26 protein-coding genes are annotated in these 23,539 nt (G+C 63.0%); 13 read left to right on the top strand and 13 right to left on the bottom strand.

Features of this window, described 5'->3' with window-relative positions:
• Positions 1-53: 53 nt before the first annotated feature.
• The 5 genes from REH34_RS22335 (at position 54) to REH34_RS22315 (ending at position 3,411) form a co-directional block, all read left to right on the top strand.
• Positions 54-1,025: a bile acid:sodium symporter family protein gene (locus REH34_RS22335; RefSeq protein ID WP_311969183.1), complete on the top strand. Its 972-nt coding sequence runs from the start codon at positions 54-56 to the stop codon at positions 1,023-1,025.
• A 115-nt stretch (positions 1,026-1,140) separates the two neighbouring features.
• Positions 1,141-1,455, top strand: coding sequence for a quaternary ammonium compound efflux SMR transporter SugE (gene sugE, locus REH34_RS22330; protein WP_226503416.1), 315 nt, complete (start codon positions 1,141-1,143; stop codon positions 1,453-1,455).
• A gap of 170 nt (positions 1,456-1,625) precedes the next feature.
• A complete protein-coding gene (locus REH34_RS22325) occupies positions 1,626-1,763 on the top strand; it encodes a hypothetical protein (protein ID WP_226503415.1) in 138 nt (45 codons plus the stop codon).
• A 108-nt stretch (positions 1,764-1,871) separates the two neighbouring features.
• Positions 1,872-2,060: a hypothetical protein gene (locus tag REH34_RS22320; RefSeq protein ID WP_226503414.1), complete on the top strand. Its 189-nt coding sequence runs from the start codon at positions 1,872-1,874 to the stop codon at positions 2,058-2,060.
• A 148-nt stretch (positions 2,061-2,208) separates the two neighbouring features.
• Positions 2,209-3,411: an MFS transporter gene (locus tag REH34_RS22315; RefSeq protein WP_226503413.1), complete on the top strand. Its 1,203-nt coding sequence runs from the start codon at positions 2,209-2,211 to the stop codon at positions 3,409-3,411.
• Here REH34_RS22315 and arfB read toward each other — a convergent pair.
• From arfB to REH34_RS22280, 7 genes are all read right to left on the bottom strand, one after another.
• Positions 3,408-3,821: an alternative ribosome rescue aminoacyl-tRNA hydrolase ArfB gene (gene arfB, locus REH34_RS22310; RefSeq protein ID WP_226503412.1), complete on the bottom strand. Its 414-nt coding sequence runs from the start codon at positions 3,819-3,821 to the stop codon at positions 3,408-3,410. The two genes, REH34_RS22315 and arfB, sit on opposite strands and share 4 nt — an antisense overlap.
• 108 nt (positions 3,822-3,929) lie before the next feature.
• Positions 3,930-5,222, bottom strand: a complete 1,293-nt coding sequence (gene rluB / locus REH34_RS22305) for a 23S rRNA pseudouridine(2605) synthase RluB (protein ID WP_311969182.1) — start codon at positions 5,220-5,222, stop codon at positions 3,930-3,932.
• Between the two features lie 185 nt (positions 5,223-5,407).
• A complete protein-coding gene (locus REH34_RS22300) occupies positions 5,408-5,602 on the bottom strand; it encodes a DUF1289 domain-containing protein (protein ID WP_226503410.1) in 195 nt (64 codons plus the stop codon).
• A gap of 6 nt (positions 5,603-5,608) precedes the next feature.
• Complete coding sequence (gene scpB, locus REH34_RS22295) at positions 5,609-6,676, bottom strand: SMC-Scp complex subunit ScpB (protein WP_226503409.1); 1,068 nt, start codon at positions 6,674-6,676, stop codon at positions 5,609-5,611.
• 11 nt (positions 6,677-6,687) lie between these two features.
• A complete protein-coding gene (locus REH34_RS22290; RefSeq protein WP_226503696.1) occupies positions 6,688-7,386 on the bottom strand; it encodes a ScpA family protein in 699 nt (232 codons plus the stop codon).
• A gap of 122 nt (positions 7,387-7,508) precedes the next feature.
• Positions 7,509-8,138, bottom strand: coding sequence for an L-threonylcarbamoyladenylate synthase (locus REH34_RS22285; RefSeq protein WP_226503408.1), 630 nt, complete (start codon positions 8,136-8,138; stop codon positions 7,509-7,511).
• A 13-nt stretch (positions 8,139-8,151) separates the two neighbouring features.
• Complete coding sequence (locus REH34_RS22280) at positions 8,152-9,009, bottom strand: PHP domain-containing protein (RefSeq protein WP_311969181.1); 858 nt, start codon at positions 9,007-9,009, stop codon at positions 8,152-8,154.
• A 69-nt stretch (positions 9,010-9,078) separates the two neighbouring features.
• Here REH34_RS22280 and REH34_RS22275 point away from each other — a divergent pair, with 69 nt between their 5' ends.
• From REH34_RS22275 to REH34_RS22255, 5 genes are all read left to right on the top strand, one after another.
• Positions 9,079-9,663: a septation protein A gene (locus REH34_RS22275; RefSeq protein WP_226503406.1), complete on the top strand. Its 585-nt coding sequence runs from the start codon at positions 9,079-9,081 to the stop codon at positions 9,661-9,663.
• 1 nt (position 9,664) lies between these two features.
• Positions 9,665-9,964 (top strand): YciI family protein, encoded by a 300-nt coding sequence (locus tag REH34_RS22270; protein ID WP_226503405.1) that lies wholly within the window; start codon positions 9,665-9,667, stop codon positions 9,962-9,964.
• Positions 9,965-9,985: 21 nt separating this feature from the next.
• Entirely contained in the window at positions 9,986-10,663 is a 678-nt protein-coding gene (locus REH34_RS22265; RefSeq protein WP_226503404.1) for a response regulator transcription factor, read from the top strand.
• A 269-nt stretch (positions 10,664-10,932) separates the two neighbouring features.
• Positions 10,933-11,382: an LTXXQ domain protein gene (locus tag REH34_RS22260; protein ID WP_226503403.1), complete on the top strand. Its 450-nt coding sequence runs from the start codon at positions 10,933-10,935 to the stop codon at positions 11,380-11,382.
• A 90-nt stretch (positions 11,383-11,472) separates the two neighbouring features.
• Positions 11,473-12,819, top strand: coding sequence for a HAMP domain-containing sensor histidine kinase (locus REH34_RS22255; RefSeq protein ID WP_226503402.1), 1,347 nt, complete (start codon positions 11,473-11,475; stop codon positions 12,817-12,819).
• Positions 12,820-12,838: 19 nt separating this feature from the next.
• Here the strand turns inward: REH34_RS22255 and REH34_RS22250 are convergent, their stop codons facing one another.
• On the bottom strand, positions 12,839-13,393 hold the full coding sequence (locus REH34_RS22250; RefSeq protein WP_226503401.1) for a nitroreductase family protein: 555 nt from the start codon (positions 13,391-13,393) through the stop codon (positions 12,839-12,841).
• 98 nt (positions 13,394-13,491) lie between these two features.
• On the opposite strand from REH34_RS22250, the gene REH34_RS22245 reads away from it, so the two are divergent.
• Complete coding sequence (locus tag REH34_RS22245) at positions 13,492-14,946, top strand: TrkH family potassium uptake protein (RefSeq protein WP_311969180.1); 1,455 nt, start codon at positions 13,492-13,494, stop codon at positions 14,944-14,946.
• Here REH34_RS22245 and REH34_RS22240 read toward each other — a convergent pair.
• The 5 genes from REH34_RS22240 to recQ form a co-directional block, all read right to left on the bottom strand.
• Positions 14,903-15,967, bottom strand: coding sequence for an AraC family transcriptional regulator (locus REH34_RS22240; RefSeq protein WP_311969179.1), 1,065 nt, complete (start codon positions 15,965-15,967; stop codon positions 14,903-14,905). The genes REH34_RS22245 and REH34_RS22240 overlap by 44 nt on opposite strands.
• 82 nt (positions 15,968-16,049) lie before the next feature.
• Positions 16,050-16,343, bottom strand: coding sequence for a SelT/SelW/SelH family protein (locus REH34_RS22235; protein WP_311969178.1), 294 nt, complete (start codon positions 16,341-16,343; stop codon positions 16,050-16,052).
• Positions 16,343-18,976 carry a FimV/HubP family polar landmark protein gene (locus REH34_RS22230; protein ID WP_311969177.1) on the bottom strand — a complete coding sequence of 878 codons (2,634 nt, stop codon included), beginning with the start codon at positions 18,974-18,976 and terminating at the stop codon, positions 16,343-16,345. The genes REH34_RS22235 and REH34_RS22230 overlap by 1 nt, the downstream gene beginning before the upstream one ends.
• A gap of 131 nt (positions 18,977-19,107) precedes the next feature.
• Positions 19,108-19,539 (bottom strand): MarR family transcriptional regulator, encoded by a 432-nt coding sequence (locus REH34_RS22225; RefSeq protein WP_226503396.1) that lies wholly within the window; start codon positions 19,537-19,539, stop codon positions 19,108-19,110.
• 101 nt (positions 19,540-19,640) lie between these two features.
• Positions 19,641-21,770: a DNA helicase RecQ gene (gene recQ / locus REH34_RS22220; protein WP_226503395.1), complete on the bottom strand. Its 2,130-nt coding sequence runs from the start codon at positions 21,768-21,770 to the stop codon at positions 19,641-19,643.
• A gap of 255 nt (positions 21,771-22,025) precedes the next feature.
• On the opposite strand from recQ, the gene REH34_RS22215 reads away from it, so the two are divergent.
• Positions 22,026-22,613 carry a YecA family protein gene (locus tag REH34_RS22215; RefSeq protein WP_226503394.1) on the top strand — a complete coding sequence of 196 codons (588 nt, stop codon included), beginning with the start codon at positions 22,026-22,028 and terminating at the stop codon, positions 22,611-22,613.
• Positions 22,614-22,900: 287 nt separating this feature from the next.
• Entirely contained in the window at positions 22,901-23,491 is a 591-nt protein-coding gene (locus tag REH34_RS22210; protein WP_226503695.1) for a transglutaminase-like cysteine peptidase, read from the top strand.
• The last annotated feature ends 48 nt before the right edge of the window (positions 23,492-23,539 follow it).

Raw genomic sequence — 23,539 nt, 5'->3', positions numbered from 1 at the left:
TCGCGCCCACATTTGAACGACCTGCTTCTATTATAAAAAGGACACACACCGCCATGCGTGCACTGGCCGCCTTGAGCCGCTTCGTCGGCAATACGTTCGCTTACTGGGTCTTGCTGTTCGCCGTATTGGCGTACTGCGAACCGACATGGTTCGTGGGCCTGAAAACCTGGATCGTACCGCTGCTGGGGCTGGTCATGTTCGGCATGGGCCTGACGCTCAAGCTGGATGATTTCGCCGCACTGTCTCGCCACCCGTGGCGGGTCGGCCTGGGCGTGGTCGCGCATTTCGTGATCATGCCGGGCGTGGCCTGGATTCTTTGCGAGCTGTTTCACCTGCCTGCGGAAATCGCCGTGGGGGTGATCCTGGTCGGCTGCTGCCCGAGCGGTACCTCGTCGAATGTCATGACCTGGCTGGCCAAAGGCGACCTCGCCTTGTCGGTGGCCATCGCGGCTGTGACCACGCTGCTGGCCCCGCTGCTCACGCCCGCGCTGATCTGGCTGCTGGCCTCGGCCTGGCTGCCGGTTTCATTTATGGACATGTTCGTGTCGATCCTGCAATTCGTGATGCTGCCGATCATCCTTGGCGTGGTCGCTCAACGTCTGCTGGGCGAGCGGGTCAAGCTGGCGGTGGAGGTATTGCCGCTGATTTCGGTGGTCAGCATCGTCATGATCGTGTGTGCGGTGGTTGCCCTGAGCCAGGCGAAAATCGCCGAGTCCGGGCTGTTGATCATGCTGGTGGTGATGCTGCACAACAGCTTCGGCTACTTGCTGGGCTACTTCACCGGCAAGCTGTGCAAGCTGCCATTGGCGCAACGCAAGTCACTGGCGCTGGAAGTCGGTATGCAGAACTCGGGGCTGGGCGCGGCCTTGGCCAGTGCGCACTTCTCACCGCTGGCGGCGGTGCCGAGCGCGCTGTTCAGCGTCTGGCACAATATTTCCGGAGCACTGCTGGCGACCTGGTTCCGCCGCATGGAGGACCCAAACGTGCCAAGCGAAAGCCTGGAGAACAAACCCGCCGCCCACTGAGGCAACTTGTCCCCGGAATCGATTTTAGGCACCATGGTCAGCACGAAGGACGACCTTCGTCGCCACAGACTTGAATCCGGGGACGACCCCATCTGCAAACGATGAGGTGTCTGTAATGTCCTGGATCATTCTGTTTTGTGCCGGCTTGCTGGAAGTCTGCTGGGCCGTCGGCCTGAAATACACCGACGGCTTTTCCCGCCCCCTCCCCACCGTACTCACCGTGTTGGCGATTATCTGCAGCGTCGGCCTGCTGGGCATCGCGGTGCGCGAACTGCCCGTTGGTACGGCCTATGCGGTATGGAGCGGGCTGGGCGCCGTGGGTACGGTCATCACCGGGGTGGTGCTGTTTGGCGAGTCGATGGCGCTGATCAAGCTGGCGAGCGTGGCCTTGATCGTGATCGGGCTGTTGGGTCTCAAGCTGGCGTCTTAGGGCCGCATGGGGGCTTGGCGCTCAATACGGCACCTCTTTCCCAGCCCTGCGGCAATTTGCCATCTAGCAGATTTAATCGACTTATAATCGCTCTGTCACATGCCCTGAGTTATCCTGTCGGCGCATTTTCGTAATATTCCGAACATTCCTTTCCCTGTGGAGCGCCCAAGATGCATGAAATCCCAAACCTCCCCTTCCCGAGCCTGCACCAGCCAGAACCCTCGGAATCCAAAGTCTCGGCCAGCCAGCAACAAGCAATGAATGCCGACTCTCGCGCTGAACCGCAGCCGGCCAAGCGCAAAGACTAGACGTCACCCTCTGGCGCAGTGTGATCCCCGGCAGCGCCTCCTGCTTTCCACTGCGCCGCAGACGCCTGCTATGCTGGTGGCTGTTTCCCAGCCTCGACAGAAATCGCCATGAACCCACCTATCGACGAACATCAGGCCGGCCTGATGATCGAGACCGCGCAACAGATGCTCGACGTCTGGCAGCGCTTGCCCGCCGCCAAGCAAAAAATCCTGCTGGCCCGCTTCGGCAGCCGCGACAAAGCGGTCGCCGCACTGGTTGCCACCCGCTTGCTGGCACCCTCGATCCCTGCGTCCTGAATCATCGCGGCGCCTGGACTGCGCCACCCGCTGACAGCGCTCGCTTAAAATAATCGTCACAAGGTGTCACTCACACCCTGCGCGACTTATCATAGCCACCTTGACAACCGCAGCTCTCCCCTTTCCGTGCAACAGAGTTGACCCCTACATGCCTGATTCCCAGCGGCCGATGCAGATCACGCTGCAAGTCGTCTCCATTGTTGTCTTCACCTTTATCGGCTACCTCAGCATCGGCATTCCGCTGGCGGTGTTGCCCGGCTATGTGCACACCGACCTTGGCTTCGGCGCGGTGATCGCCGGCCTGGTGATCAGCGTGCAGTACCTGGCGACCTTGATGAGCCGTTCGTTCGCCGGGCGCATCATCGACAATAAGGGCAGCAAACGCGCGGTATTGATCGGTCTTGGCGCCTGCGGGGTGAGCGGTGCGTGCATGCTGGTGTCGGCCTGGCTGCACAGTTTTCCCATGGCCAGCCTGGTCAGCCTGTTCTTTGGCCGGATCATTCTGGGCTTTGCCGAAAGCCTGGTGGGCTCGGGGGCGATTGGCTGGGGCATCGGCCGGGTCGGCGCCGCCCACACCGCCAAGGTGATCTCCTGGAACGGCATCGCCAACTACGGCGCGCTGGCCATCGGTGCACCAATGGGTGTGGTCATGGCCTCGCATCTGGGGCTATGGAGCGTGGGCATGAGCATTATCGTGCTGGCCGCCGTGGGGATTGCCTTCGCATGGAATCGGCCACCCGCGCCAATCGTGGTCGGCGAGCGTCTGCCGTTCATGCACGTACTCTGGAAAGTCTTCCCCCATGGCTGCGGCCTGGCCTTGGGCGGCGTGGGCTTCGGTACCATCGCGACCTTCATCACCCTGTATTTCGGCTCGCAGCATTGGGATAACGCCGCCCTGTCCTTGAGCCTGTTCGGCGGCAGTTTCATCCTTGCGCGACTGTTGTTCGGCAACCTCATCAACCGCATCGGCGGCTTTCGCGTGGCCATTGCCTGCCTCAGCGTCGAGACGTTGGGGCTATTGCTGCTGTGGCTTGCGCCCAACGCCGAACTGGCCATGGCCGGCGCGGCGTTGAGCGGTTTCGGGTTTTCGCTGGTATTTCCGGCGCTAGGCGTCGAGGCGGTCAACCTGGTGCCTGCCTCCAGTCGTGGTGCGGCCGTAGGGGCCTTTTCGCTGTTCGTGGATTTGTCCCTCGGCATCACCGGCCCGGTGGCGGGTGCGGTCGCCAGTGGCTTCGGCTTCGCCGCGATCTTTCTGGTCGCGGCAGTGGCAGCCTTGGCCGGCATGGTGCTAAGCCTGCGTTTGTTCCGTCAAAGCCAACAAGCGGCGCGCCATCCCGACGTCGCGCTCTAGAAATCCACCCGCCCGCGGCCAGCCTTGATCGCCCCGCGTTTGGTCTTGCCCTCCAGGCGGCGGGTCTTGGAGCCCAGCGTGGGCTTGGTCGGGCGACGCTTCTTCTCCACCTTGATGGCTCCCAGGATCAGCTCGCGCAGCCGCTCGAACGCATCGGCGCGATTCTGCTCTTGCGTGCGGTACTGCTGGGCCTTGAGAACGATCACCCCGTCGCTGGTGATGCGGCTATCACGCAGTGCCAGCAGGCGCTCCTTGTAGAACTCCGGCAATGATGACGCGCGAATATCGAAGCGCAGGTGCACCGCGCTGGAGACCTTGTTGACGTTCTGACCACCAGCGCCCTGGGCGCGGATGGCCGTCAGCTCGATCTCGGCATCGGGGAGGTGGACGTTGTTGGAGATTTCCAGCATGGGGGTCAGGGGCTCAGATCGCTTCAGGAAGACAGTTCGGAGTGCGTTCCACCTGCGCGCAAAAAAACGCCAGCGCTAAGGCTGGCGTTTTTTATCGCCACCCGCTGATTACTCGGGTTTCGGCTTGCGGCGGCCGAAGCCTGGGCGCTGGCCATCACCGGCGGCCGGGCCACGGCGCTTGCCCGACGGCGCGTCGGTCAGGCCGACACCGGGGCGCTTTGGCGCTGGCTTGGCAGGGCGCTTGGTGGTATCGCGTGGACGATCCGCAACCGGGGTACCACGGGTGGGTTTTTCACCACGCGGAGCCTCGGTGCGAGCCCGGTCGCCACGAGGGGCGTCAGTGCGGCTGCGATCGCCACGGGGAGCTTCGCTGCGTGCACGGTCGCCACGGGGGGCATCACCACGACCCGCATCGGTACGCCCGCGTTCACCACGCGGCGCTTCACCACCACGGGCTTGCTCGTCACGAGGCTGGCGGGCCGGACGCTCTGCAGGTGCAGCCCCATCGTGTGCCGGACGCAACTGGCGCACGCGCTCGCTACGGCCCATCGGCCGCGACGATTTGCGCTGCATACGGTCGAGCTTGTCCTTGATCTTGGTGCTGACGGTCGGCTGCAAGACTGGCGTCAGGCCGACTTCGGTGCTGAGCGTATCGACTTCGAACTGAGTCAGTTCGCGCCAGCGCCCCATCGGCAAATCGGAATTGAGGAACACCGGGCCGAAACGTACACGTTTCAGGCGGCTGACCATCAAGCCCTGAGATTCCCACAAGCGACGCACTTCGCGGTTGCGACCTTCCATCACCACGCAGTGATACCAATGGTTGAAACCATCGCCACCCGGTGCTTCCTGGATATCGGTGAAACGGGCAGGACCGTCTTCGAGGATCACGCCGTTCTTCAGGCGCAACAGCATGTCTTCGTCGACTTCGCCACGTACACGCACCGCATATTCACGGTCCATCTCGAACTTGGGGTGCATCAGGCGGTTGGCCAGCTCACCGTCAGTGGTGAACATCAACAAACCGGTGGTGTTGATGTCGAGACGGCCGACGTTGATCCAGCGACCCTCGCGCGGGCGCGGCAGGCGGTCGAACACGGTCGGACGGCCTTCTGGGTCGTCACGGGTGCAGATTTCGCCGTCGGGCTTGTTGTAGATGATCACGCGACGCACGGTCTCGGACGCTTCTTCGCGCTTGATGACCTTGCCGTCGACGGTAATCGCGTCGTGCAGGTCGACGCGCAGGCCCAAGGTGGCATCGCGGCCGTTGACCTTGATGCGGCCGGCGGCGATCCAGGCCTCGACGTCACGGCGTGAGCCTACGCCGATGCGTGCCAGCACTTTCTGCAGTTTTTCGCCGGCTGGACCGATTTCCTGATCTTGCTGATCGAGTTCACTCATCTTAAGCACCTCCCGGTGGGTCGAGTTCGGGCAGGTGCCCGAACAAAAAATCATGGTCTTGTGCGCTGCACCTGTGCAAGCAGGCTTTGCCCGCCCCACAGTGAAAAACGAAAGCGGTTTAGCACAAAAGGTCGCGAATCATACGCGCTTGAGCGGCGCTACGCATCCCAGCGTAGTGGAAATAGTCAGTGTTTCTTTTTTTTCCGCTGGCCGGTGGCCTTCATGTCGTTGAGACGGGCTATGGACAGTTCGTTCACCTCGCGGCGTTCGTCCTTTTCCATTTTCTTCCAGCCTTTACACTCGGCTTTGGTACGCCCGCAGCCGATGCAGACGTTTTCGTCGAATTTACAGATGTCGATACAGGGATTTTTAGCGTTCATGCAGTATCAGACTCGGGCCGGATCGTCCGGTTCATCTTCATCCTGATCGTCCTCGTCCTCGTCGGCAGACGACCGTTCAAGCGTCTGCTGGTACAACGCCTTGAGCGCTTCCCGTGCGGCGGCGACACTGGCCCGATGCTCGGCGAAGATCGCCGGGGAATCGCCGATCACGTTGACCGGCGCGCGGACTTCTGGCGGATCAGGCTCGACGTTGTTATCCGTGTCGGCGCCAGGCGCTCCTGCCAGGCCTGGCTCTTCAGCGCCCGGTTGGTCTGCGCGCCGTTCTTCAGCGCCTGAATCCTCAGGGTTTGGCTCGTCGGGGTTTGGCTCGTCAGGGTTTGCCTGAACCTCCTCCACACGTAAATCATCGAAATCGGTCTTGAGGCCCTGCTCCATCTCGTCCAGCTCAAGCAACAAGGTGCGGAAACTGGTTTCATCCCGCGGCGCCGCCTCGTCTTCATCCTCCAGGCTGGCATCGGCCAAGGCCTGCAAGTGTGCAGGAACGGGGGCGTCTTCGACGTCGGGCAGCGGCTCGGGCTCCATTTCGCGCAACGCGGCCAGCGGTGGCAGGTCGTCGAGATTCTTCAGGTTGAAGTGGTCGAGGAACGCCTTGGTGGTGGCGAACATGGCCGGTTTGCCGGGCACATCGCGATAGCCCACTACGCGGATCCACTCGCGTTCGAGCAGGGTCTTGACGATGTTGCTGTTGACCGCCACGCCACGTACGTCTTCGATCTCGCCCCGGGTGATGGGCTGGCGATAGGCGATCAACGCCAGGGTTTCGAGCATCGCTCGGGAATAGCGCTGCGGGCGTTCTTCCCACAAGCGGCCGACCCAGGGCGCGTATTTCTCACGAATCTGCAGCCGATAGCCGGACGCAACCTCGACCAGCTCGAACGCACGGTTGTCGCAACTCTTGCGCAGCAGGTCGAGGGCTTTCTTGAATACCGGCGGCTCGGGGCGCTCGCCTTCCTCGAAAAGTTCGTACAGGCGGTCAAGGCCCTGGGGCTTTCCCGAGGCAAGCAGAAAGGCTTCCAGCAGGGCGGCCAGTTCGCGGGGTTCATTGAGGTTCATGCATGTGCTCGTTATTCGGCTCGCGCGCGGACATGGATAGCGGCAAAAGGCTCATTCTGCACGAGTTCGATCAGCGATTCCTTCACCAGCTCGAGAATGGCCATAAAGGTCACCACTACCCCAAGCTTGCCTTCCTCTGCGGTGAACAGCGCGACGAACGGCACGAAGCCACCGCCCTTGAGGCGCTCGAGCACTTCGCTCATCCGCTCGCGGGTCGACAGCGCTTCGCGGCTTACCTGATGGCTTTCGAACAGATCGCCGCGGCGCAGCACTTCGGCCATGGACAGCAGCACTTCTTCGAGGCTGACCTCTGGCAACAGCTTGCGCGCCTTGGCTTCGGGGGCGTCGAGCTTGGGCACGATGATGTCACGACCGACGCGGCTGAGGGTGTCGATCCCTTCGGCGGCGGCTTTGAAGCGCTCGTACTCCAGCAAACGCCGCATCAGCTCGGCACGCGGGTCGCCCTCTTCTTCTTCGACAGCGGCGGAACGCGGCAGCAGCATCCGCGACTTGATCTCGGCCAGCATGGCGGCCATCACCAGGTATTCCGCCGCCAGCTCCAGGCGCACGTGCTGCATCAGCTCGACGTAGCCCATGTATTGGCGGGTGATCTCGGCCACCGGGATATCGAGGATGTCGATGTTCTGCTTGCGGATCAGGTAGAGCAGCAGGTCGAGGGGGCCTTCGAAGGCTTCGAGAAAGACCTCCAGGGCGTCGGGCGGGATGTACAGGTCGACCGGCATTTCGGTGACGGCCTGACCGTAGACCAACGCGAGTTGCAGCTGCTGGGGGATGTCTGTCAGCGATTCAGTGCTCGCCGAGGTGATATCGCTCATGCCTCGACCATGAACGGGGTCGGGTCGCCACAGCCCACGCGTACCACTTGCGGCTCGTCACCCGCCAGGTTGATCACCGTGGACGCGGACACCCCGCCGAAACCACCGTCGATAATCAGGTCGACGTGCTTCTCGAGCAACTGGCGCATTTCGTACGGGTCACTCATCGGCTCGGTTTCACCCGGCATGATCAGGCTGACGCTCATCAGCGGCTCGCCCAGTTCTTCGGTCAGCGCCAGCGCGATGGGATGCTCGGGCACCCGCAGGCCGATGGTACGGCGCTTGGGGTGCATCAACAGGCGTGGCACTTCCCGCGTGGCGTTGAGGATGAACGTATAAGGCCCGGGCGTATGCGCCTTGAGCAGACGAAACGCACCGGTGTCGACTTTGGCGAACAGTCCCAATTGCGAGAGATCGGCGCAGATCAAGGTGAAATTGTGCTTGTCATCGAGCTGGCGCAAGCGGCGCACGCGCTCGACCGCCGCCTTGTCGCCGATCTGGCAGCCCAAGGCGTAGGAGGAATCGGTGGGGAACACCACCACGCCGCCGCGACGGATGATCTCCGCAGCCTGTTTTATCAGGCGCGATTGGGGACTTTCCGGATGAATCTGGAAAAATTGGCTCACGTGCTCTTCCTGGTCAGACGACAAGTGGCTCATGTTTGAAACGCCCCAGTAACAGTGGGAGGTCTTCAGGTACTGGTCGGTAGACACCAATTTCGGCCCATTGATCCGGCGCGTGAAAATCACTGCCAGCGCTGACCAGCAGACCGAACTCCCGCGCCAGGATCGACAACACCCCGACCTGATCGGCCGGTTGCAGGCCATTGACCACTTCGATGGCATGACCACCGGCCTGAATGAACTCGGCCATCAGCCGGCGACGCTTGCTGCGGGTGAAATCATAATTCAGCGGATGGGCCAGGCTGACCCAGGCACCGGCCTCACGCAGGGTCGCCACGGTATCTTCCAGCGTCGGCCAGTGCAGCTTGACGTCGCCCAGCTTGCCGGCCCCCAACCACTTGCGAAACGCCTCGGCGCGATCCTTGACGTGACCGGCCTGGATCAGAAAATCCGCGAAATGCGGGCGTGCCGGCGCGTTGCCACTATCGCCCAGCGCTTGCTGGATGGCCCGCGCGCCTTCCATCGCCCCGGGCATGCCCTTGAGCGCCAACTTGCGGCTGATCTCTTCAGCCCGCAGCCAGCGGCCATGGTGGAGCTTGTCGATGGCGGCGACCAACGGCGGCGAGTCGAGGGAGAAGCCGTAGCCCAGCACGTGAATGGTCGCGCCGCCCCAGGTGCAGGACATTTCCACCCCACTGATCCACTGCATGCCCAGGCTGCGGGCAGCCTCGCGGGCCTCGACCAGCCCTTCGAGGGTGTCGTGGTCGGTCAGCGCCAGGCAGCGCACCCCCTTGTCGAAGGCACGGGCCACCACCGCAGCGGGCGCCAGGGCGCCATCGGAGGCAGTGCTGTGACAGTGCAGATCAACATTCATAGGTGGCGCGCTTTCTCGGTCATTGATGTTTGTTATTATGCCGCCACATCCTGGTTCTGGCTGCCTTCTGTGAAACAATTAATCGACTTCATTCCGCTGCTGCTGTTCTTCATCGTCTATAAGGTCCCGGCCCACACCCTTGAGGTAGCCGGCTACAGCCTGCAACTGGGTGATATCTACAGCGCCACCAAAGTACTGATCGCAAGCTCGGTGGTGGTCTATGGCGCGCTGTACCTCAAGCAGCGCAAGCTCGAGAAGGGCCAGTGGCTGACGCTGATCGCCTGTTTGGTGTTCGGCAGCCTGACTCTGGCCTTCCACAGCGAGACCTTCCTCAAATGGAAGGCACCGGCAGTCAACTGGATTTTCGCGCTGGTGTTTGCCGGCAGCCATTTCATCGGCGACCGCCTGCTGATCAAGCGCGTCATGGGCCATGCCCTGACCCTGCCTGAGCCGGTATGGACGCGCCTGAACATTGCCTGGATCGTGTTTTTCATCATCTGCGGCGCCGCCAATCTGTTCGTCGCCTTCACCTTCGAGCGCTTCTGGGTCGACTTCAAGGTATTCGGCAGCCTGGGCATGACCCTGCTGTTCCTGGTGGGCCAAGGTATCTACCTGTCCCGCTACCTCCATGACAAACCTGCATCCGAGGACTGACATGCTCTACGCCATTATCTCCACCGACGTTGCCGATTCCCTGGAAAAACGCCTGAGCGTGCGCCCTGCCCACCTCGAGCGCCTCAAACAACTGCAAAGCGAAGGTCGCCTGACGCTGGCCGGCCCGCACCCTGCGATCGAAAGCAACGATCCGGGCGAAGCGGGCTTTACCGGCAGCCTGATCGTCGCCGAGTTCGAGTCGTTGAAAGCTGCCCAGGCCTGGGCCGACGCCGATCCGTATATCGGTGCAGGGGTCTACCAGCAGGTGCTGGTCAAGCCGTTCAAACAAGTGCTGCCTTGAAGCCCTGCGCCTGAGTACCCCATGAGCGACCTGTTACTGATTGACGATGATGTCGAACTTTGCGAACTGCTGAGCAGTTGGTTGAGCCAGGAAGGCTTTCAGGTGCGTGCCTGCCACGACGGCGCCAGCGCCCGCAAGGCACTTGCCGAGCAGGAGCCGGACGCGGTGGTGCTGGACGTGATGCTGCCCGACGGCAGCGGCCTGGAGGTGCTCAAGCAGCTGCGCAGCGAGCATGCCGAGTTGCCGGTGGTGATGCTGTCGGCACGTGGCGAGCCGCTGGACCGGATTCTCGGCCTGGAGCTGGGCGCTGACGACTACCTGGCCAAGCCCTGTGATCCACGCGAACTTACCGCTCGCCTGCGCGCGGTGTTACGCCGCAGCCATCCGGCGGCGGCCACTGGGCAGCTGGAGCTGGGCGACCTGTGCTTCAGCCCGGCGCGTGGCGTGGTTACCATCAAGGAGCTCGACATCACCCTGACGATCTCCGAGAGCCGCCTGCTCGAAGCACTGTTGCGCCAGCCCGGCGAGCCCCTGGAGAAGCAGGAACTGGCGCAGATCGCTCTGGGGCGCAAGCTGACCCTGTACGACCGCAGCCTCGACATGCACGTCAGCAACCTGCGCAAGAAGATCGGCCCCCACGCCGATGGCCGTCCGCGTATCGTCGCCCTGCGCAGCCGCGGGTACTACTACGCGGAGTGATCGGCACCTGTCTGTCGGTGCGGGCTCTGCTCACGAATGCAGGACCTGGGCGAATACGGCGGATGCGTCCTGCCTGACACTTCACGCTGCCTGGCGATTCGCGGGCAGAGCCCGCTCCCATAGGGGGCTAGGTGGTCAGTCGTATTTGTCAGGGCTGGTCACGAGCCTCTTTACTCAAGCTTTACGCTCGCCTGACTGCTGCTGACCTTGATCTCCTTAAACTGGCCACATCCGGTACAGACACCGGCGACGAGACAAGGAGATACACCATGCGCAAGACCCTGATCGCTCTGATGTTCGCTACCGCACTGCCGACCATTGCCATGGCTGCCCCGGGTGATGGCCCGGACAAAGGCCCAGGCTTCGGCCCAGGTTTCGGTGGCCCAGGCATGGAGCATCATCGTGGCGAAGGCCCCTTCGACAAACTCGACCTGAGCCGCGACCAACGTGAGCAAATCGGTAAACTGATGGGTGAAGAGCGCCAGCACAGCCGCGAAATCGCAGACAAGTACCTGCAAAAATTGCCGGCAGCCGATCAAAAGGCCCTGAAGGACGAGATGGACGCCAACCGCACCAAGACCCAATCCGACGTGCGTGCAGTGCTCAAGCCCGACCAGCAGAAGACCTTCGACGACATGAAAAAGAAACAGGACGAACGTCGCGCCGAATGGGCCGAGTTCCAGGCCTGGAAAGCGCAGAAAGGCCAGAAGGCTCAGTAAGCGCTGACGCAAGGCTGCGCTCGGCCTTGCCCGGACATTAACCGCCCGGCCCGCTCACGCGGTGCCGGGCTTTGCTCATTGAGGTGCACCTTGCGTTCATTGTTCTGGCGCATTCTGGCCAGTTTCTGGCTTGCCATCGCGCTCGTCGCCGGCTTGTCGATACTGATGGGCTATCTGTTGAATCAGGATGCCTGGATCCTCAGCCGCCATCCGGCCATCCGCGACTTCGCCCAAACCTGGACGCAGACCTTCGAGGAGCAAGGCAAAGATGCCGCCCAGGCACTGCTGGAGCAACGCCGCCGGCAATTTCATATCAGCATCCAGGTGCTCAATGAATCCGGGGATCCGGTAGTGCCTGGCACCGTGCCGCCCCGCGCCGAGGCCATGGAAGCACGCCAGCGCAATGACAACCGAGCCGATGATCGCCCCCTCCCCTGGCGGCGCCTGGCCACCGAATACACCAGCCCGACCTCTGGCGACACCTATCTGCTGATTTACCGCATCCCCTTCCCGGAGCTGGACGAATGGCGCAAGCACAGCCTGTTCTGGCCGCTGTCGGCGTTGGCCATCTCGCTGGTGGTGCTGACCTTGTTCAGTCTGCTGGTGACGCTGTCGATCACCCGCCCGCTGAACCGCCTGCGCGGCGCCGTGCACGACCTTGGCCAGGCCAGCTACCAGCAGAACAGCCTGGCGCAACTGGCCAACCGGCGTGATGAGTTCGGCGTGCTGGCCACCGATTTCAACCGCATGGGCTCGCGCTTGCAGAGCCTGATTGGTAGCCAACGGCAATTGCTGCGTGATGTGTCCCACGAATTGCGTTCACCGCTGGCCCGCCTGCGCATCGCCCTGGCGCTGGCCGAGCGCGCCGAAGCGCAGCAGCGCGAAGCCCTGTGGCCACGACTGACCCGCGAATGCGACCGACTTGAAGATCTGATCAGCGAAATCCTCGCCTTGGCCCGGGTCGATGCCGAACACGCCAGCGCCGAAACCGTGGACGTCAATATGCTATTAGGCGGTGTGCGCAAGGATGCGCAATTGAGCGCCGCTGATATCGACGTCCGGATCGACGCTCAGCCTGGCCTGACGCTGCAAGGATGGCCGATGCTGGTGGAGCGCGCGGTGGACAATCTGCTGCGCAACGCCCTGCGCTTCAGCCCGGCGGACAGACCCGTCGAAATCAACGCCCGGCTGCGCAACGGACAGATCGAGATTACCGTTCGCGATCACGGGCCGGGGGTGCCGACCGAGCACCTGGCGCAACTGGGCGAGCCGTTTTTCCGGGCGCCCGGGCAGACATCGGCCGGACACGGCCTGGGCCTGGCGATTGCGCGACGGGCAGCGGAACGCCACGGCGGCAGCCTGCAACTGAGCAATCATCCGGCCGGGGGCTTCGTCGCGAAGCTGGAGTTGCCATTGGAGCCGCGGCCGGGGGTTTGATACGGGTGGCTTCAGCGTTCTACCAAGCCCGAACGAAGTCGCCGGTCGGCAACGGTTCCGGCACCCGCGCCGCCTTCATCGGCGTGCCCAGGTACAGGAACGCAATCAACTCCTCGCCCTCCCCCAGCCCCAGCGCCTCGGCGACATGCTCGGTATAGCCCAGCTCGCCGGTGCGCCACACCGCGCCGATCCCTTGGGCATAGGCCGCCAGCAAAATGCCATGGGCCGCGCAGGCCGCTGCCTGCAACTGCTCGTGCTTCGGCACCTTGGGATGCTCCTGCAAGCGGGCTATCACTACCACCACCAGCGGCGCGCGCAACGGCATGGCCCGGGCCTTGTCCAAGGCTGCCGGATTGACTTCACCGCCCTTGAGCGCCACCGCCTCGGCGAGTATTTCGCCCAACTGCTCGCGGCGATCCCCTTCGACGGTGAGAAACCGCCAAGGCCGCAACTGCCCGTGATCCGGCGCCCGCAACGCCGCCTGGAACAGTATTTCGCGCTGTTCGGCGCTAGGAGCGGGGGCTTCCAGACGGGGTATCGAGACCCGGTTGAGCAAAGCGTCGAGAGCTTCCATCGGTTACCTCCTGTGATCAATGAGCGGCTATTCTAACGTTTACATGGCCGGGCCCGCAGGTAGAATGGCCGCCTTTCTCCTATGCCCGAGCGGATTCAATGGCCTTGCCGACCCTCAGGATGATCGGTTTCATCATCGGTATCTTCCTTGTCACCCTGGCCATCAGCATGGTCATCCCGATGCTGACCCTGGTGATTTTCCACCGTTCCAGCGACATGCACTCGTTCCTCTGGGCCAGCCTGATCACCTTTGTCTGCGGGCTGGCGCTGGTCGCGCCCGGCCGGCCCGACAACGCGCAACTGCGTCCGCGCGACATGTACATGCTGACGGTGAGCAGTTGGGTGGTGGTGGCGGTCTTCGCCGCCCTGCCGTTTCTGCTGACCCAGCACATCAGCTACACCGACGCCTTCTTCGAAAGCATGTCCGGCATCACCGCCACCGGCTCCACTGTGCTCAGCGGCCTGGACACCATGTCGCCGGGCATCCTCATGTGGCGCTCGCTGCTGCACTGGCTGGGCGGCATCGGCTTTATCGGCATGGCCGTGGCGATCCTGCCGCTGCTGCGGATTGGCGGCATGCGCCTGTTCCAGACCGAATCATCTGATCGTTCCGACAAACTGATGCCTCGCTCCCACCGCGTCGCGCAGTACATCGTCATGGTCTACGTGGGCATCAGCGCCCTCGGTGCGCTGGCGTTCTGGCTGGCGGGCATGAGCCCGTTCGATGCGATCAACCACGCGATGTCGGCGATCTCCACGGGCGGCTTCTCGACCTCCGATCAATCCCTGGGCAAGTGGTCGCAACCGGCCGTGCACTGGGTCGCTGTGGTGGTGATGATCCTCGGCAGCGTGCCCTTCACCCTGTACGTCGCGACGCTGCGGGGCAATCGCTGGGCGCTGATCCGCGACGAGCAGGTGCAGGGTTTCCTCGGATTGCTGGTGGTGACCTGGCTGGTGCTCGGTACCTGGTACTGGTGGACTGCCAAGCTGCCATGGTGGGACGCCATCCGCCATGTCGCCCTCAACGTGACATCGGTGGTGACCACCACCGGCTTTGCGCTAGGCGATTACAGCATGTGGGGCAACTTTTCGCTGATGCTGTTCTTCTATCTGGGCTTTATTGGCGGGTGTTCTGGCTCCACAGCGGGCGGCATCAAGATCTTTCGCTTCCAGGTCGCCTACATTCTGCTCAAGGCCAGCCTCAATCAGCTGATCCATCCACGCGCGGTGATCAAGCAGAAGTACAACGGTCATCGCCTGGACGAAGAAATCGTCCGCTCGATCCTGACGTTTTCGTTCTTCTTCGCCATCACCATCTGCGGTATCGCCCTGGCGCTGTCACTGCTGGGCCTGGACTGGATGACGGCGCTCACCGGCGCGGCAAGCACGGTGTCCGGGGTCGGCCCAGGGCTGGGCGAAACCATTGGCCCGGCCGGCAACTTCTCCAGCCTGCCGGACACCGCCAAGTGGATCCTCTCCGGCGGCATGCTGCTGGGCCGCCTGGAGATCATCACCGTGCTGGTGTTGTGCATGCCGGCGTTCTGGCGTCACTGAGGGGAACCGGCGGTACTTGCCCAAGGCGCGCGCGGTATTCTCCTGGGGTGACATCGAACCAGCGGCGAAAGGCCCGGAAGAAATTGCTCGGGTCAGCGAAACCCAGCAGGTACGCGATTTCCAGCAGCGTCATGCGTGGTTGCCCGAGGTACTGCTCGGCCAGCTGCCGGCGCGTTTCATCGAGCAACGCCTGAAAACTCGTACCCTCCTCCTGCAATCGGCGCTGCAAGGTGCGCTGGGACAAGTGCAGGCTCTGTGCAACCTGTCCACGCTTGGGCTCGCCGTGAGGCATCATCCGGCACAACACCTGACGAGCCTTGTGGGTCACCTGACTCTCGGAAAACCGCGCCAGATACTCCCCTGCGAATCGATCGTGCAAGGTTGCCATGGCGGCGTTGGCGGTGGGCAGCGGTGCGTCCATGTCTTCATGACGAAACATCAGCGCATCATGGGCGGCGTTGAATTCCAGCGGCCCGTGAAACGCCTCGCGGTAGGGGCTCAGACCGACCGGTGCATCGCCCTGGATCAGCACTTTGATCGGGCGCAGCACTCGCCCGGTCAACCAGCCGCACAACGCCAGCGCCGTGGCCAGCGAGGCTTCGGCACTCTGGCGCGTGGGTGGTAACAGGTCGCCGTGTACAGTGAGGATCAGCAGGTAGCAGTCCGGCAGGCGACGAAAGATCACATCGGCCCCTTCGGCGATGATGCGCTGGTAACGCACCAGCCGCTCGAAACCGGTCGCCAGCGTGGGGCTCGACATCAGCACGTAACCGACCACATGAAACGACGCCGGGCGCACCACCTTGCCCATGTTCAGACCAATGGCCGGATTACCGGACTGCTCCACGGCCAACCGCCACAGGCGGGTCATGTCGTCCTGGGGAAAACGCGCGTCGGGGTCTTGTAGCGCGGCGAAATCCAGCCCCAATTGCTTGAACAGCGCTGCGCAATCCAGACCAGCCAGTTCCAAAGATTTGACGATGCCGGTTGCCCAGCTTGAAGAGGTCGTGCGCGCGGCCATGGGGTTTCTCTGCCGTGTCATTGCTTGGGTCTATACCGCAAACAGGGAACGGCACGCAAGGCAGCTTACTTATCGATAGAGGTCAAGTCACCTTGTCGTTATGGCCCAGATCCCGCTGCGGGTCGATTTGATCGCGCACACGCTGCTTCAGCACCTTGGCCTCGGGGAAACCGCCGTCGGCCTTGCGCTCCCAGATCTGCACGCCGTCGCAGGTGATGGCAAATGCGCCACCGCTGGCCGGCACCAGCGTCACACCGCCCAGGTCATCGGCGAAGGTACTTAACAGCTCCTGCGCCAGCCAGGCGGCACGCAGCAGCCATTGGCACTGCGTGCAGTAGGTGATGACCACCAGGGGCCTGGCGGTAGCGGTGGGCATCAGCTGATGCTCGACAGCAATTGTCGTGCAGCATGCTTGCAGGAGTCGTCACCCTCGCGCAGCAGCTCAAGCAGCAGGTCGCTGGCCTGGGAAAAATCGCCTTGCTCGATCAACCCTTGAGCTTGCTCGAGCTTTTCCGCCGATGCCTGCTGACGCTCCAGATCATCGAAGTCGACGGTCAAGGCGTCCAGTTCGGGCAGATCGGCATCGGTGATGAAACTGTCCAGAAAGGCGTTGTCCAAAGCGTCCTGATCGATCTGATGGGTGTCGGGTTGTTCATCCAGCTCGATACCCGCTTCAAGATCGACAGGCAGTTGCGGGTCGGCGAAATCGCTGAGGAACTGCTCGTCGGGCATCTCGAAGACTTCCGGCAGCTCTTTGAGATTGGAGGCGAAATCGTGATCGACTTCCGCCGGAGCGGCAGGCGCTTCAGGCGCGCTGGCCTTGGGACGCCCAGGGGTGTCGAACGGGCTGACCATGCCCCAATCGGCATCCAGTGACAGGTCGTCGAGGTTGAGCTGGAATTCATCGAAGGATTCAGGCACAGGGTCGGCGGCGGGTTCGAGCTCGGGGAGCTGGTCAAAATCGCCCAGGTCAGGGAAGTCATCGGCCAGAGCGTCGAAGCTGTGGGCGGTCGAAAGATCTGGCTCTGCAGCCGTTTCGGCGCTCGGCACCGGATCGGGGGCGTCGGCCCCCGGCGAAATACCTGCCTGCTCCTGGGCCTCGGCGGGCGGCGCAGGCTCGCGCTCCAGGGCTTGAGCCGCAGCGACACCTGCAGCAATGACCCCGGCAGCCAAAGCGGCTGTCGCGGGCGCAGGGTCCGCAGTGCTGTGGCCCGGTGCCGGTTGCGCAGGAGCCACCGGCGCCGGCGCCAGCTTGGGATAACGCGCGCGTGTCTGCTCCAGCGTGGACGCACTATAGCCACCCGCCAGCAGCAGCGCCTCCTGCTCGGCATAGCCCTGTGCATCGCCTTGCTGGCCCAGGACCTCGAGCATGCGCACGCGCAGGTCGGTGCGGTGGGGCTCGTTACTCAAGCCTTCGCGCAGGATGCCAAGGGCCTCATTGAAACGGCCATAAGCGATATAAATGCTCGCGCCATCCAGGGCGTCGGTGGCCGGACCGCTTTCGCGTCGCGCAGGCGCCTGCACGGCGGGCGTGGGAGCACCAGCCAGCGTCGGCTCGCTTTTGGTAGCACGCTCGCTGCCGTAGCGACCACCGTCGTGGAGTTGGGTTTCGGTCAGCGCCAGGACCGGCGTGCGAGCGGAGCGCACCACCACATCGTCGTTGACCGCAGCGGCCATCAGCTCGGGGGCGAGGATGGCCGATTGCTGCTGGCGGCGACGCCTTGCCAACAGCAATGCTGCCAGCAACAGCAGCACGGCGGCCAGCGCACCGGCAATCAGTAGCCAGGAGTCGTCGCTGTCCGGTACCACTGGCGCGGCAGGTGCCGGCACGGGCTTCGATACAGCGGGCCCCGGTGCGGCCTGATTGGCGCCGGGTGCAGGCTGCGCAGGAGGGGCACCCGCGGCACCTGCGGCGGACGCTGTACCTGAGACAGCGGGCGCACTCGGAGTCGCCGGCTGCGCCTGGCTGCCGGCGGGTGGTACAGCGCCTGGCGTAGCGCCTGCACGTGCCTGCAGATCAGCCAGCTGTTTATCCTTGAGCGCGTCTTGCTGTTGAATCGCCTGCAACCGGGCGTTGGCATCATCCAGGCTCTGTTGCAACTGCTGATTCTGCAGCACGGTCGCGGTCAGTTGCTCCGGTGTCTGCGCATTGGCCGCCGGCGCGCCAGGATTGCTCGGTGTAGCCCCGGCGCTGGCATCGCTGACAGGCGTGATCTGATCGGCGGGCGCGCCCGGCAATACCGCAGAATCCGGTACCCGCAAGCTTTGTCCCACTTTCAACGGGCCACGCGCCGGGTTCAGATCGCGCAGCTCCCGTACCAGCTGGTTGGGTGGTGTCGGTGTACCAGCAGCGGTCAGCTTCTTGCCGACGGTCCAGAGGGTATCGCCGGCGGCCACGGTGTAGCGCTTGTTTTCGCTGGTCGCCGGCAAGTTTGCTGCCGGCTTGGCGGCGGCCTTCGGCGGCGCAGGGGGCGGCGCCGAGGACGAGGCCGCTGCACGGGTGTAATCGGTGCCCTGGTCGGCCGAGGCAGCGCTGCCGGTCGGAATGCTCGCTGGGGTCAGGGGCACCGTACCCGCTGGGTCCAGCAGCACCGTGTAGTCCCGCAGCAATTGGCCGCCTGGCCGACTGACCTGCACCAGAAAGCTCAAATAAGGCTCGACCACCGGGCGCACGGAACTGACGTGAATGAACTTGCGATTACCCTGAAATACCGGGGTGAAACGCAGATCATTGAGAAAGAACACGCGATCGATACCAGCGCGGCTATATTCATCAGCGCTGGCCAGGCCAACGGCCAGGTCGCTGCGGTCCAGCCCTTGCGCATCGACCAGTTCGATATCGGCATTGAGCGGCTGATTCAGTGCCGAGTGCAAGCTGATCTCGCCTAGCCCCAACGCCGGCGCCAGCGCCGAATAGAACAGCGCCCCGGCAGCGACCATCGCGGCCAGAAGGGAAACCTTAGGAGCCGGAATGACCCGCCCGAAACCTGACGAAACGCGTTCTTGCATGGGAATCCCTTGAGGAAACTGCTTCCGATGACTCTTTTATAGCGTGCCGGCCTGTTTTCACCAAGCACAGAAGCCACTCAGGGCACAGGAGGCTGCCCAGGGCCAACACGACCCTGAGCGTTACTCAGGGATTACTTTTCCAGATTAGCGAGAATACGCGAATGCACACGCATCGCGATACGCAGCTCTTCTTCGTCCACGCCTTGAAACAATTCAATTCGCAGGTCGTTGGCGATGGCCTCGATCTGCTCGATGATCGGCAAGGCCGGGGGGCTCAGGGTGATCTTTTTCGCGCGACGGTCTTCGAGCACCGCCTGGCGGCTGACAAGTCCTTGACCTTCCAGGCTGTCGAGCAGCCGGGCCAGGGTCGGCCCTTCGACGCCAACGCTCTGTGCCAATTCGCGCTGGGTCGGCGCCTCGGTGAATCGCGCCAGGTGCAGCAGCACCAGCCAGCGCGCCTGGGACAGCCCCATGCCGATCAAACGCCGATCGAGCTCCGCCCGCCAGCCGCGCGACAGCTGCGCCAATTGCATTCCAAAACGATGTTGATCAGTCAACGGCATATTCGACTCACGTAGGAACATTACTAATAATTAGTGAGCTAAGCATGTCCGCAGGCATGACGCAATAGTCATACCGATATCCCTAAGCCAACCCGCCGTGATCAGACCTCGAATTCAGACTGTAGCGCGGCGCGCACACAGTACAAGACACCCTCCGGCACGCGTCCGGCAAAGAGCTCGGCGACCGCGGCCACCGGCGGCAACTCGCCTTCACCGTCGAGAAACGCATCCTGTACTTCTGCCATGAGATCTTCAGGCAAGTCCAGCGCCTGATCCAGCGACAGCTGCTGGGCGGCAATGGCTTCGGCCAGCAGGCTGTAGACGTTCTTTTCGGTGCATTTGAGCTGACCGGCAATCTGCGACGGCGTCATGCCCGCGCGGGCCAGACTGATGAGTTCGTGGCGAATGTCGGCAACCACCGGCGCCGCTTCGGCGGTGCCCCCGAGCACTTCGAGGAAGGCCTCGCCATAACGCTCCAGCTTGCGCGCGCCGACACCGCTGACGCGGGCCATGTCGGACATGCTCTGAGGTTGGCTGCGCAGCATTTCCAGCAAGGTAGAGTCCGGGAAGATGACGTATGGCGGTACACCGTGCTCTTCAGCCAGCTTGCGCCGCAACGCACGCAGAGCTTCCCACTGCTCGCGTTCGTCGGCACGCACCAGTTGGCTGGCCGGGCTGCCTCCGCCACTGCGGGCGACGGTCTGTGGCTTGAGCTCGCGACGCAGTTCAAGGGTCACCTCGCCGCGCAACAATGGCCGGCAGGTTTCACTCAGGCGCAGGCCGCCGTAGCCTTCGAGGTCGATGTCGGCCAGGCCACGTGCGACCAGCTGGCGGAACAGTGTGCGCCAATCGTGCTCGGAGCGGTCCTTGCCGACTCCCCAGACCGCCAGCTGCTGGTGACCGAAGCTGCGAATCTTCTCGTTGTCCTTGCCCAGCAGCACATCCACCAGATGGCCGACGCCATAGCGCTGGCCGGTACGGAACACCGCCGACAGCGCCTGACGCGCGGGCTCCGTAGCGTCCCAGGTCTGCACGCCGTCGACGCAGTTATCGCAGTGCCCGCAAGGGTTGGGCATGTCTTCGTCGAAATATTTGAGCAGTGCCTGGCGTCGGCAACGGGTCTCCTCGCAGAGTGCGAGCATGGCGTCGAGCTTGTGGTGCTCGACGCGCTTGTGGCGCTCGTCGCCTTCGGAGTTCTGCAGCATCTGCTTGAGCATCACCACGTCTTGCAGACCGTAGGCCATCCAGGCGTCGGCGGGCAAGCCGTCACGGCCGGCACGCCCGGTTTCCTGGTAATACGCCTCGAGCGACTTGGGCAGATCCATATGGGCAACGAAGCGTACGTTGGGCTTGTCGATGCCCATGCCGAAGGCGATGGTGGCAACCATGATCAGGCCTTCCTCGTTGAGAAAGCGCTTCTGGTTGGCCGCCCGCACATCCGACGGCAGCCCAGCGTGATAAGGCAAGGCCGGGAAGCCCTGCTCGCAGAGAAACGCTGCTACCTCGTCGACCTTCTTGCGCGACAGGCAATAGACGATACCGGCGTCGCTGCGCCGCTCGCTGAGGAACGCCAGCAATTGCTTGCGCGGCTGCTCCTTGGGGACGATGCGATAAAAAATGTTCGGCCGGTCGAAACTCGACAGGAACCGCTCGGCGTCCTGCAGGTGCAGGCGCGTGACGATTTCTTCGCGGGTGCGCTTGTCGGCGGTGGCGGTCAGGGCGATGCGCGGGACATCGGGAAACTGCTCGGCCAACTGACCGAGTTGCAGGTATTCGGGACGGAAATCATGGCCCCACTGGGACACGCAGTGCGCCTCGTCGATAGCGAACAAGGCGATCTGCAACTGGCCGAGGAACTCCAGCATGCGTGGCTGCACCAGGCGCTCGGGCGCGAGGTAGAGCATTTTCACTTCACCGCGGCGAATACGTGCGGCCAGCTCGCGCTGCTGTTCGGCACTCAGCGTGGAGTTGAGCGCGGCGGCCGATACGCCGAGTTCTTCAAGGGTGGCGACCTGGTCGTCCATCAATGCAATCAGCGGCGAAACCACCACCGCCAAGCCATCGCGCAACAGCCCCGGCACCTGGAAGCACAGGGACTTGCCACCACCGGTAGGCATCAGCACCAGAGCGTCGCCACCGTTGGCCACGCGTTCGATAATGGCACCCTGGCGACCGCGGAAGCTGTCGTAGCCGAAGATGTCCTTAAGAACCCGTTGAGCCTGTTCGAGCATGAAAAACTCCAGAAATCGCAGAACCATTCGGCCGTCAGGCTGAATGAAAAATCACCGCACTACACTAAAAAACACGTAAGCGAGCGTTACAGGAACACCGCCACGGTCACGAACCGCAGCAGTATACCCGACCCGTCCGCAGCGCAGGGCACCGCCCGCGTGACCGCTGGTAAGCCCATAGTTGGCCGCGCGGGTGGCGCGCGGGCCTTACAAAGCCTAGAATTCACCATCGTATATTCCCAAGGTAGTCATCCAATGTCCTTCGCTGAGCAACTCACCCGCCTGCAAGTCTTCCTCGACGCCGACGAGCTGCACGAAGAAGCGCTGGATTACGTGGCCGCGCATGGCTATTTGACTGCCCTGTCGATCTGCGCCGATGTGGTGCCCGATCGCGAGTGGATCGACGCCCTGTTCGCCGAAGAGCCACACTACGCCGACAACACCGAGCGCGATGCCATCGAGTCGACGCTGCTGGCCCTCAAGGCGCACATCGCCCGTCAACTGGCCAGCGACGAAGAGTTCGAGTTGCCTTGCGACCTGGATCTGGGCGACGACCCGGATGACTCCGACCTGCGCGGCTGGTGCATCGGCTTCATGGAAGGCGTGTTCCTGCGCGAAGCGGCCTGGTTCGAGACGGCGGAAGACGAAGTCAGCGAAATGCTCCTGCCGATCATGGTCGGTTCCGGGCTGTTCGACGAGCAACCCGAGTTTGCCGATATCGCCGCCGATGCCAATTTGATGGACGACATGATCGTGCAGATCCCGGAGGCGCTGACCGCGCTGTACCTGCTGTGCAACGCCCCGGACGAAAAACCGGCGATCCTCAAGCCGCGCCATCACTGATACAGCCCTTCACATATCCTGTGGGAGCGGGGTCTGCGCGCGAAGCTTGAAACGGCTTCGCCGCAGGACGCGCGCGCCCACTCCCACAAAGATCTCTCCCGAAACGCCTCCTGCCCTCCCCCGCCTGACCTAGACTCCTCTGATCTCGACCAAAGAGCGCATTCACCATGCCTCTTCACCCGCGACGGTTTTTTTCAGGAAGAAGGCTGCCGAACCGTCCCTTCGTTCGGCTCGTTGCCTTGTGCGTGGGTCTCGCTCTGTTCGGCCACCTGGCGGCCAACTGGGACATGGGCCGCATACTCGCCCTCGCCGAATCACACGGCGCCCTTGGCAGCGCTCAGGAGCGCCTGCAAGCCTGGGCGCAGCTGCTGCAAAACAGCAGCCGCCAGCCGGAGCAACAACAACTGGAAACGGTCAATCGCTTCTTCAATCAACAGCTGGGATTTCGAGATGATCTCAGCATCTGGGGCGTCGTCGACTACTGGGCAACACCGGTGGAAGCCCTGACCAAGGGCGCTGGTGATTGCGAAGATTTCGCCCTGGCCAAATATTTCAGCCTGCGCCAGCTGGGGGTGCCAGCCGAACGCCTGCGCATCACTTACGTCAAGTCGCTCAAGCTCAATCAGGCGCACATGGTACTCAGCTACTACATCAGCGACAGCAGCGATCCGTTGGTGCTCGACAACCTCATCGGCCAGATCCTCCCCGCCTCCCAGCGCCACGACCTGCTGCCGGTTTACGCCTTCAATGCGGAGGGGTTGTTTCTGATCGATCCGTTCACGGGCGCCATCACCCGCGGTGACCCCAAACAGTTATCGCGTTGGCAGGGGGTACTGAAAAAAATGCGCAATGAAGGTTTCAATATCGGTGAGGGCTGACCCCGCACCCGCAATACCGCTACAGGTTGTTCACCGTCGATGGCCGAA

The organism is Pseudomonas baltica (genome assembly GCF_031880315.1).
Classification (GTDB): Bacteria; Pseudomonadota; Gammaproteobacteria; order Pseudomonadales; family Pseudomonadaceae; genus Aquipseudomonas.
Note: the sequence above shows the minus strand (reverse complement) of the source record. Positions and strands in the feature narration are given on the sequence as shown.

Coding starts and splice junctions, on each gene's coding strand:
- REH34_RS22265 (WP_226503404.1), top strand. CDS start 9,986: ATGAGCGACCTGTTACTGATTGACGATGATGTCGAACTTTGCGAACTG.
- REH34_RS22325 (WP_226503415.1), top strand. CDS start 1,626: ATGCATGAAATCCCAAACCTCCCCTTCCCGAGCCTGCACCAGCCAGAA.
- REH34_RS22215 (WP_226503394.1), top strand. CDS start 22,026: ATGTCCTTCGCTGAGCAACTCACCCGCCTGCAAGTCTTCCTCGACGCC.
- REH34_RS22250 (WP_226503401.1), bottom strand. CDS start 13,393: ATGGAAGCTCTCGACGCTTTGCTCAACCGGGTCTCGATACCCCGTCTG.
- REH34_RS22335 (WP_311969183.1), top strand. CDS start 54: ATGCGTGCACTGGCCGCCTTGAGCCGCTTCGTCGGCAATACGTTCGCT.
- REH34_RS22245 (WP_311969180.1), top strand. CDS start 13,492: ATGGCCTTGCCGACCCTCAGGATGATCGGTTTCATCATCGGTATCTTC.
- REH34_RS22315 (WP_226503413.1), top strand. CDS start 2,209: ATGCCTGATTCCCAGCGGCCGATGCAGATCACGCTGCAAGTCGTCTCC.
- recQ (WP_226503395.1), bottom strand. CDS start 21,770: ATGCTCGAACAGGCTCAACGGGTTCTTAAGGACATCTTCGGCTACGAC.
- REH34_RS22270 (WP_226503405.1), top strand. CDS start 9,665: ATGCTCTACGCCATTATCTCCACCGACGTTGCCGATTCCCTGGAAAAA.
- REH34_RS22235 (WP_311969178.1), bottom strand. CDS start 16,343: ATGCCCACCGCTACCGCCAGGCCCCTGGTGGTCATCACCTACTGCACG.
- scpB (WP_226503409.1), bottom strand. CDS start 6,676: ATGAACCTCAATGAACCCCGCGAACTGGCCGCCCTGCTGGAAGCCTTT.
- sugE (WP_226503416.1), top strand. CDS start 1,141: ATGTCCTGGATCATTCTGTTTTGTGCCGGCTTGCTGGAAGTCTGCTGG.
- REH34_RS22280 (WP_311969181.1), bottom strand. CDS start 9,009: ATGAATGTTGATCTGCACTGTCACAGCACTGCCTCCGATGGCGCCCTG.
- REH34_RS22225 (WP_226503396.1), bottom strand. CDS start 19,539: ATGCCGTTGACTGATCAACATCGTTTTGGAATGCAATTGGCGCAGCTG.
- rluB (WP_311969182.1), bottom strand. CDS start 5,222: ATGAGTGAACTCGATCAGCAAGATCAGGAAATCGGTCCAGCCGGCGAA.
- arfB (WP_226503412.1), bottom strand. CDS start 3,821: ATGCTGGAAATCTCCAACAACGTCCACCTCCCCGATGCCGAGATCGAG.
- REH34_RS22260 (WP_226503403.1), top strand. CDS start 10,933: ATGCGCAAGACCCTGATCGCTCTGATGTTCGCTACCGCACTGCCGACC.
- REH34_RS22210 (WP_226503695.1), top strand. CDS start 22,901: ATGGGCCGCATACTCGCCCTCGCCGAATCACACGGCGCCCTTGGCAGC.
- REH34_RS22320 (WP_226503414.1), top strand. CDS start 1,872: ATGAACCCACCTATCGACGAACATCAGGCCGGCCTGATGATCGAGACC.
- REH34_RS22300 (WP_226503410.1), bottom strand. CDS start 5,602: ATGAACGCTAAAAATCCCTGTATCGACATCTGTAAATTCGACGAAAAC.
- REH34_RS22230 (WP_311969177.1), bottom strand. CDS start 18,976: ATGCAAGAACGCGTTTCGTCAGGTTTCGGGCGGGTCATTCCGGCTCCT.
- REH34_RS22240 (WP_311969179.1), bottom strand. CDS start 15,967: ATGGCCGCGCGCACGACCTCTTCAAGCTGGGCAACCGGCATCGTCAAA.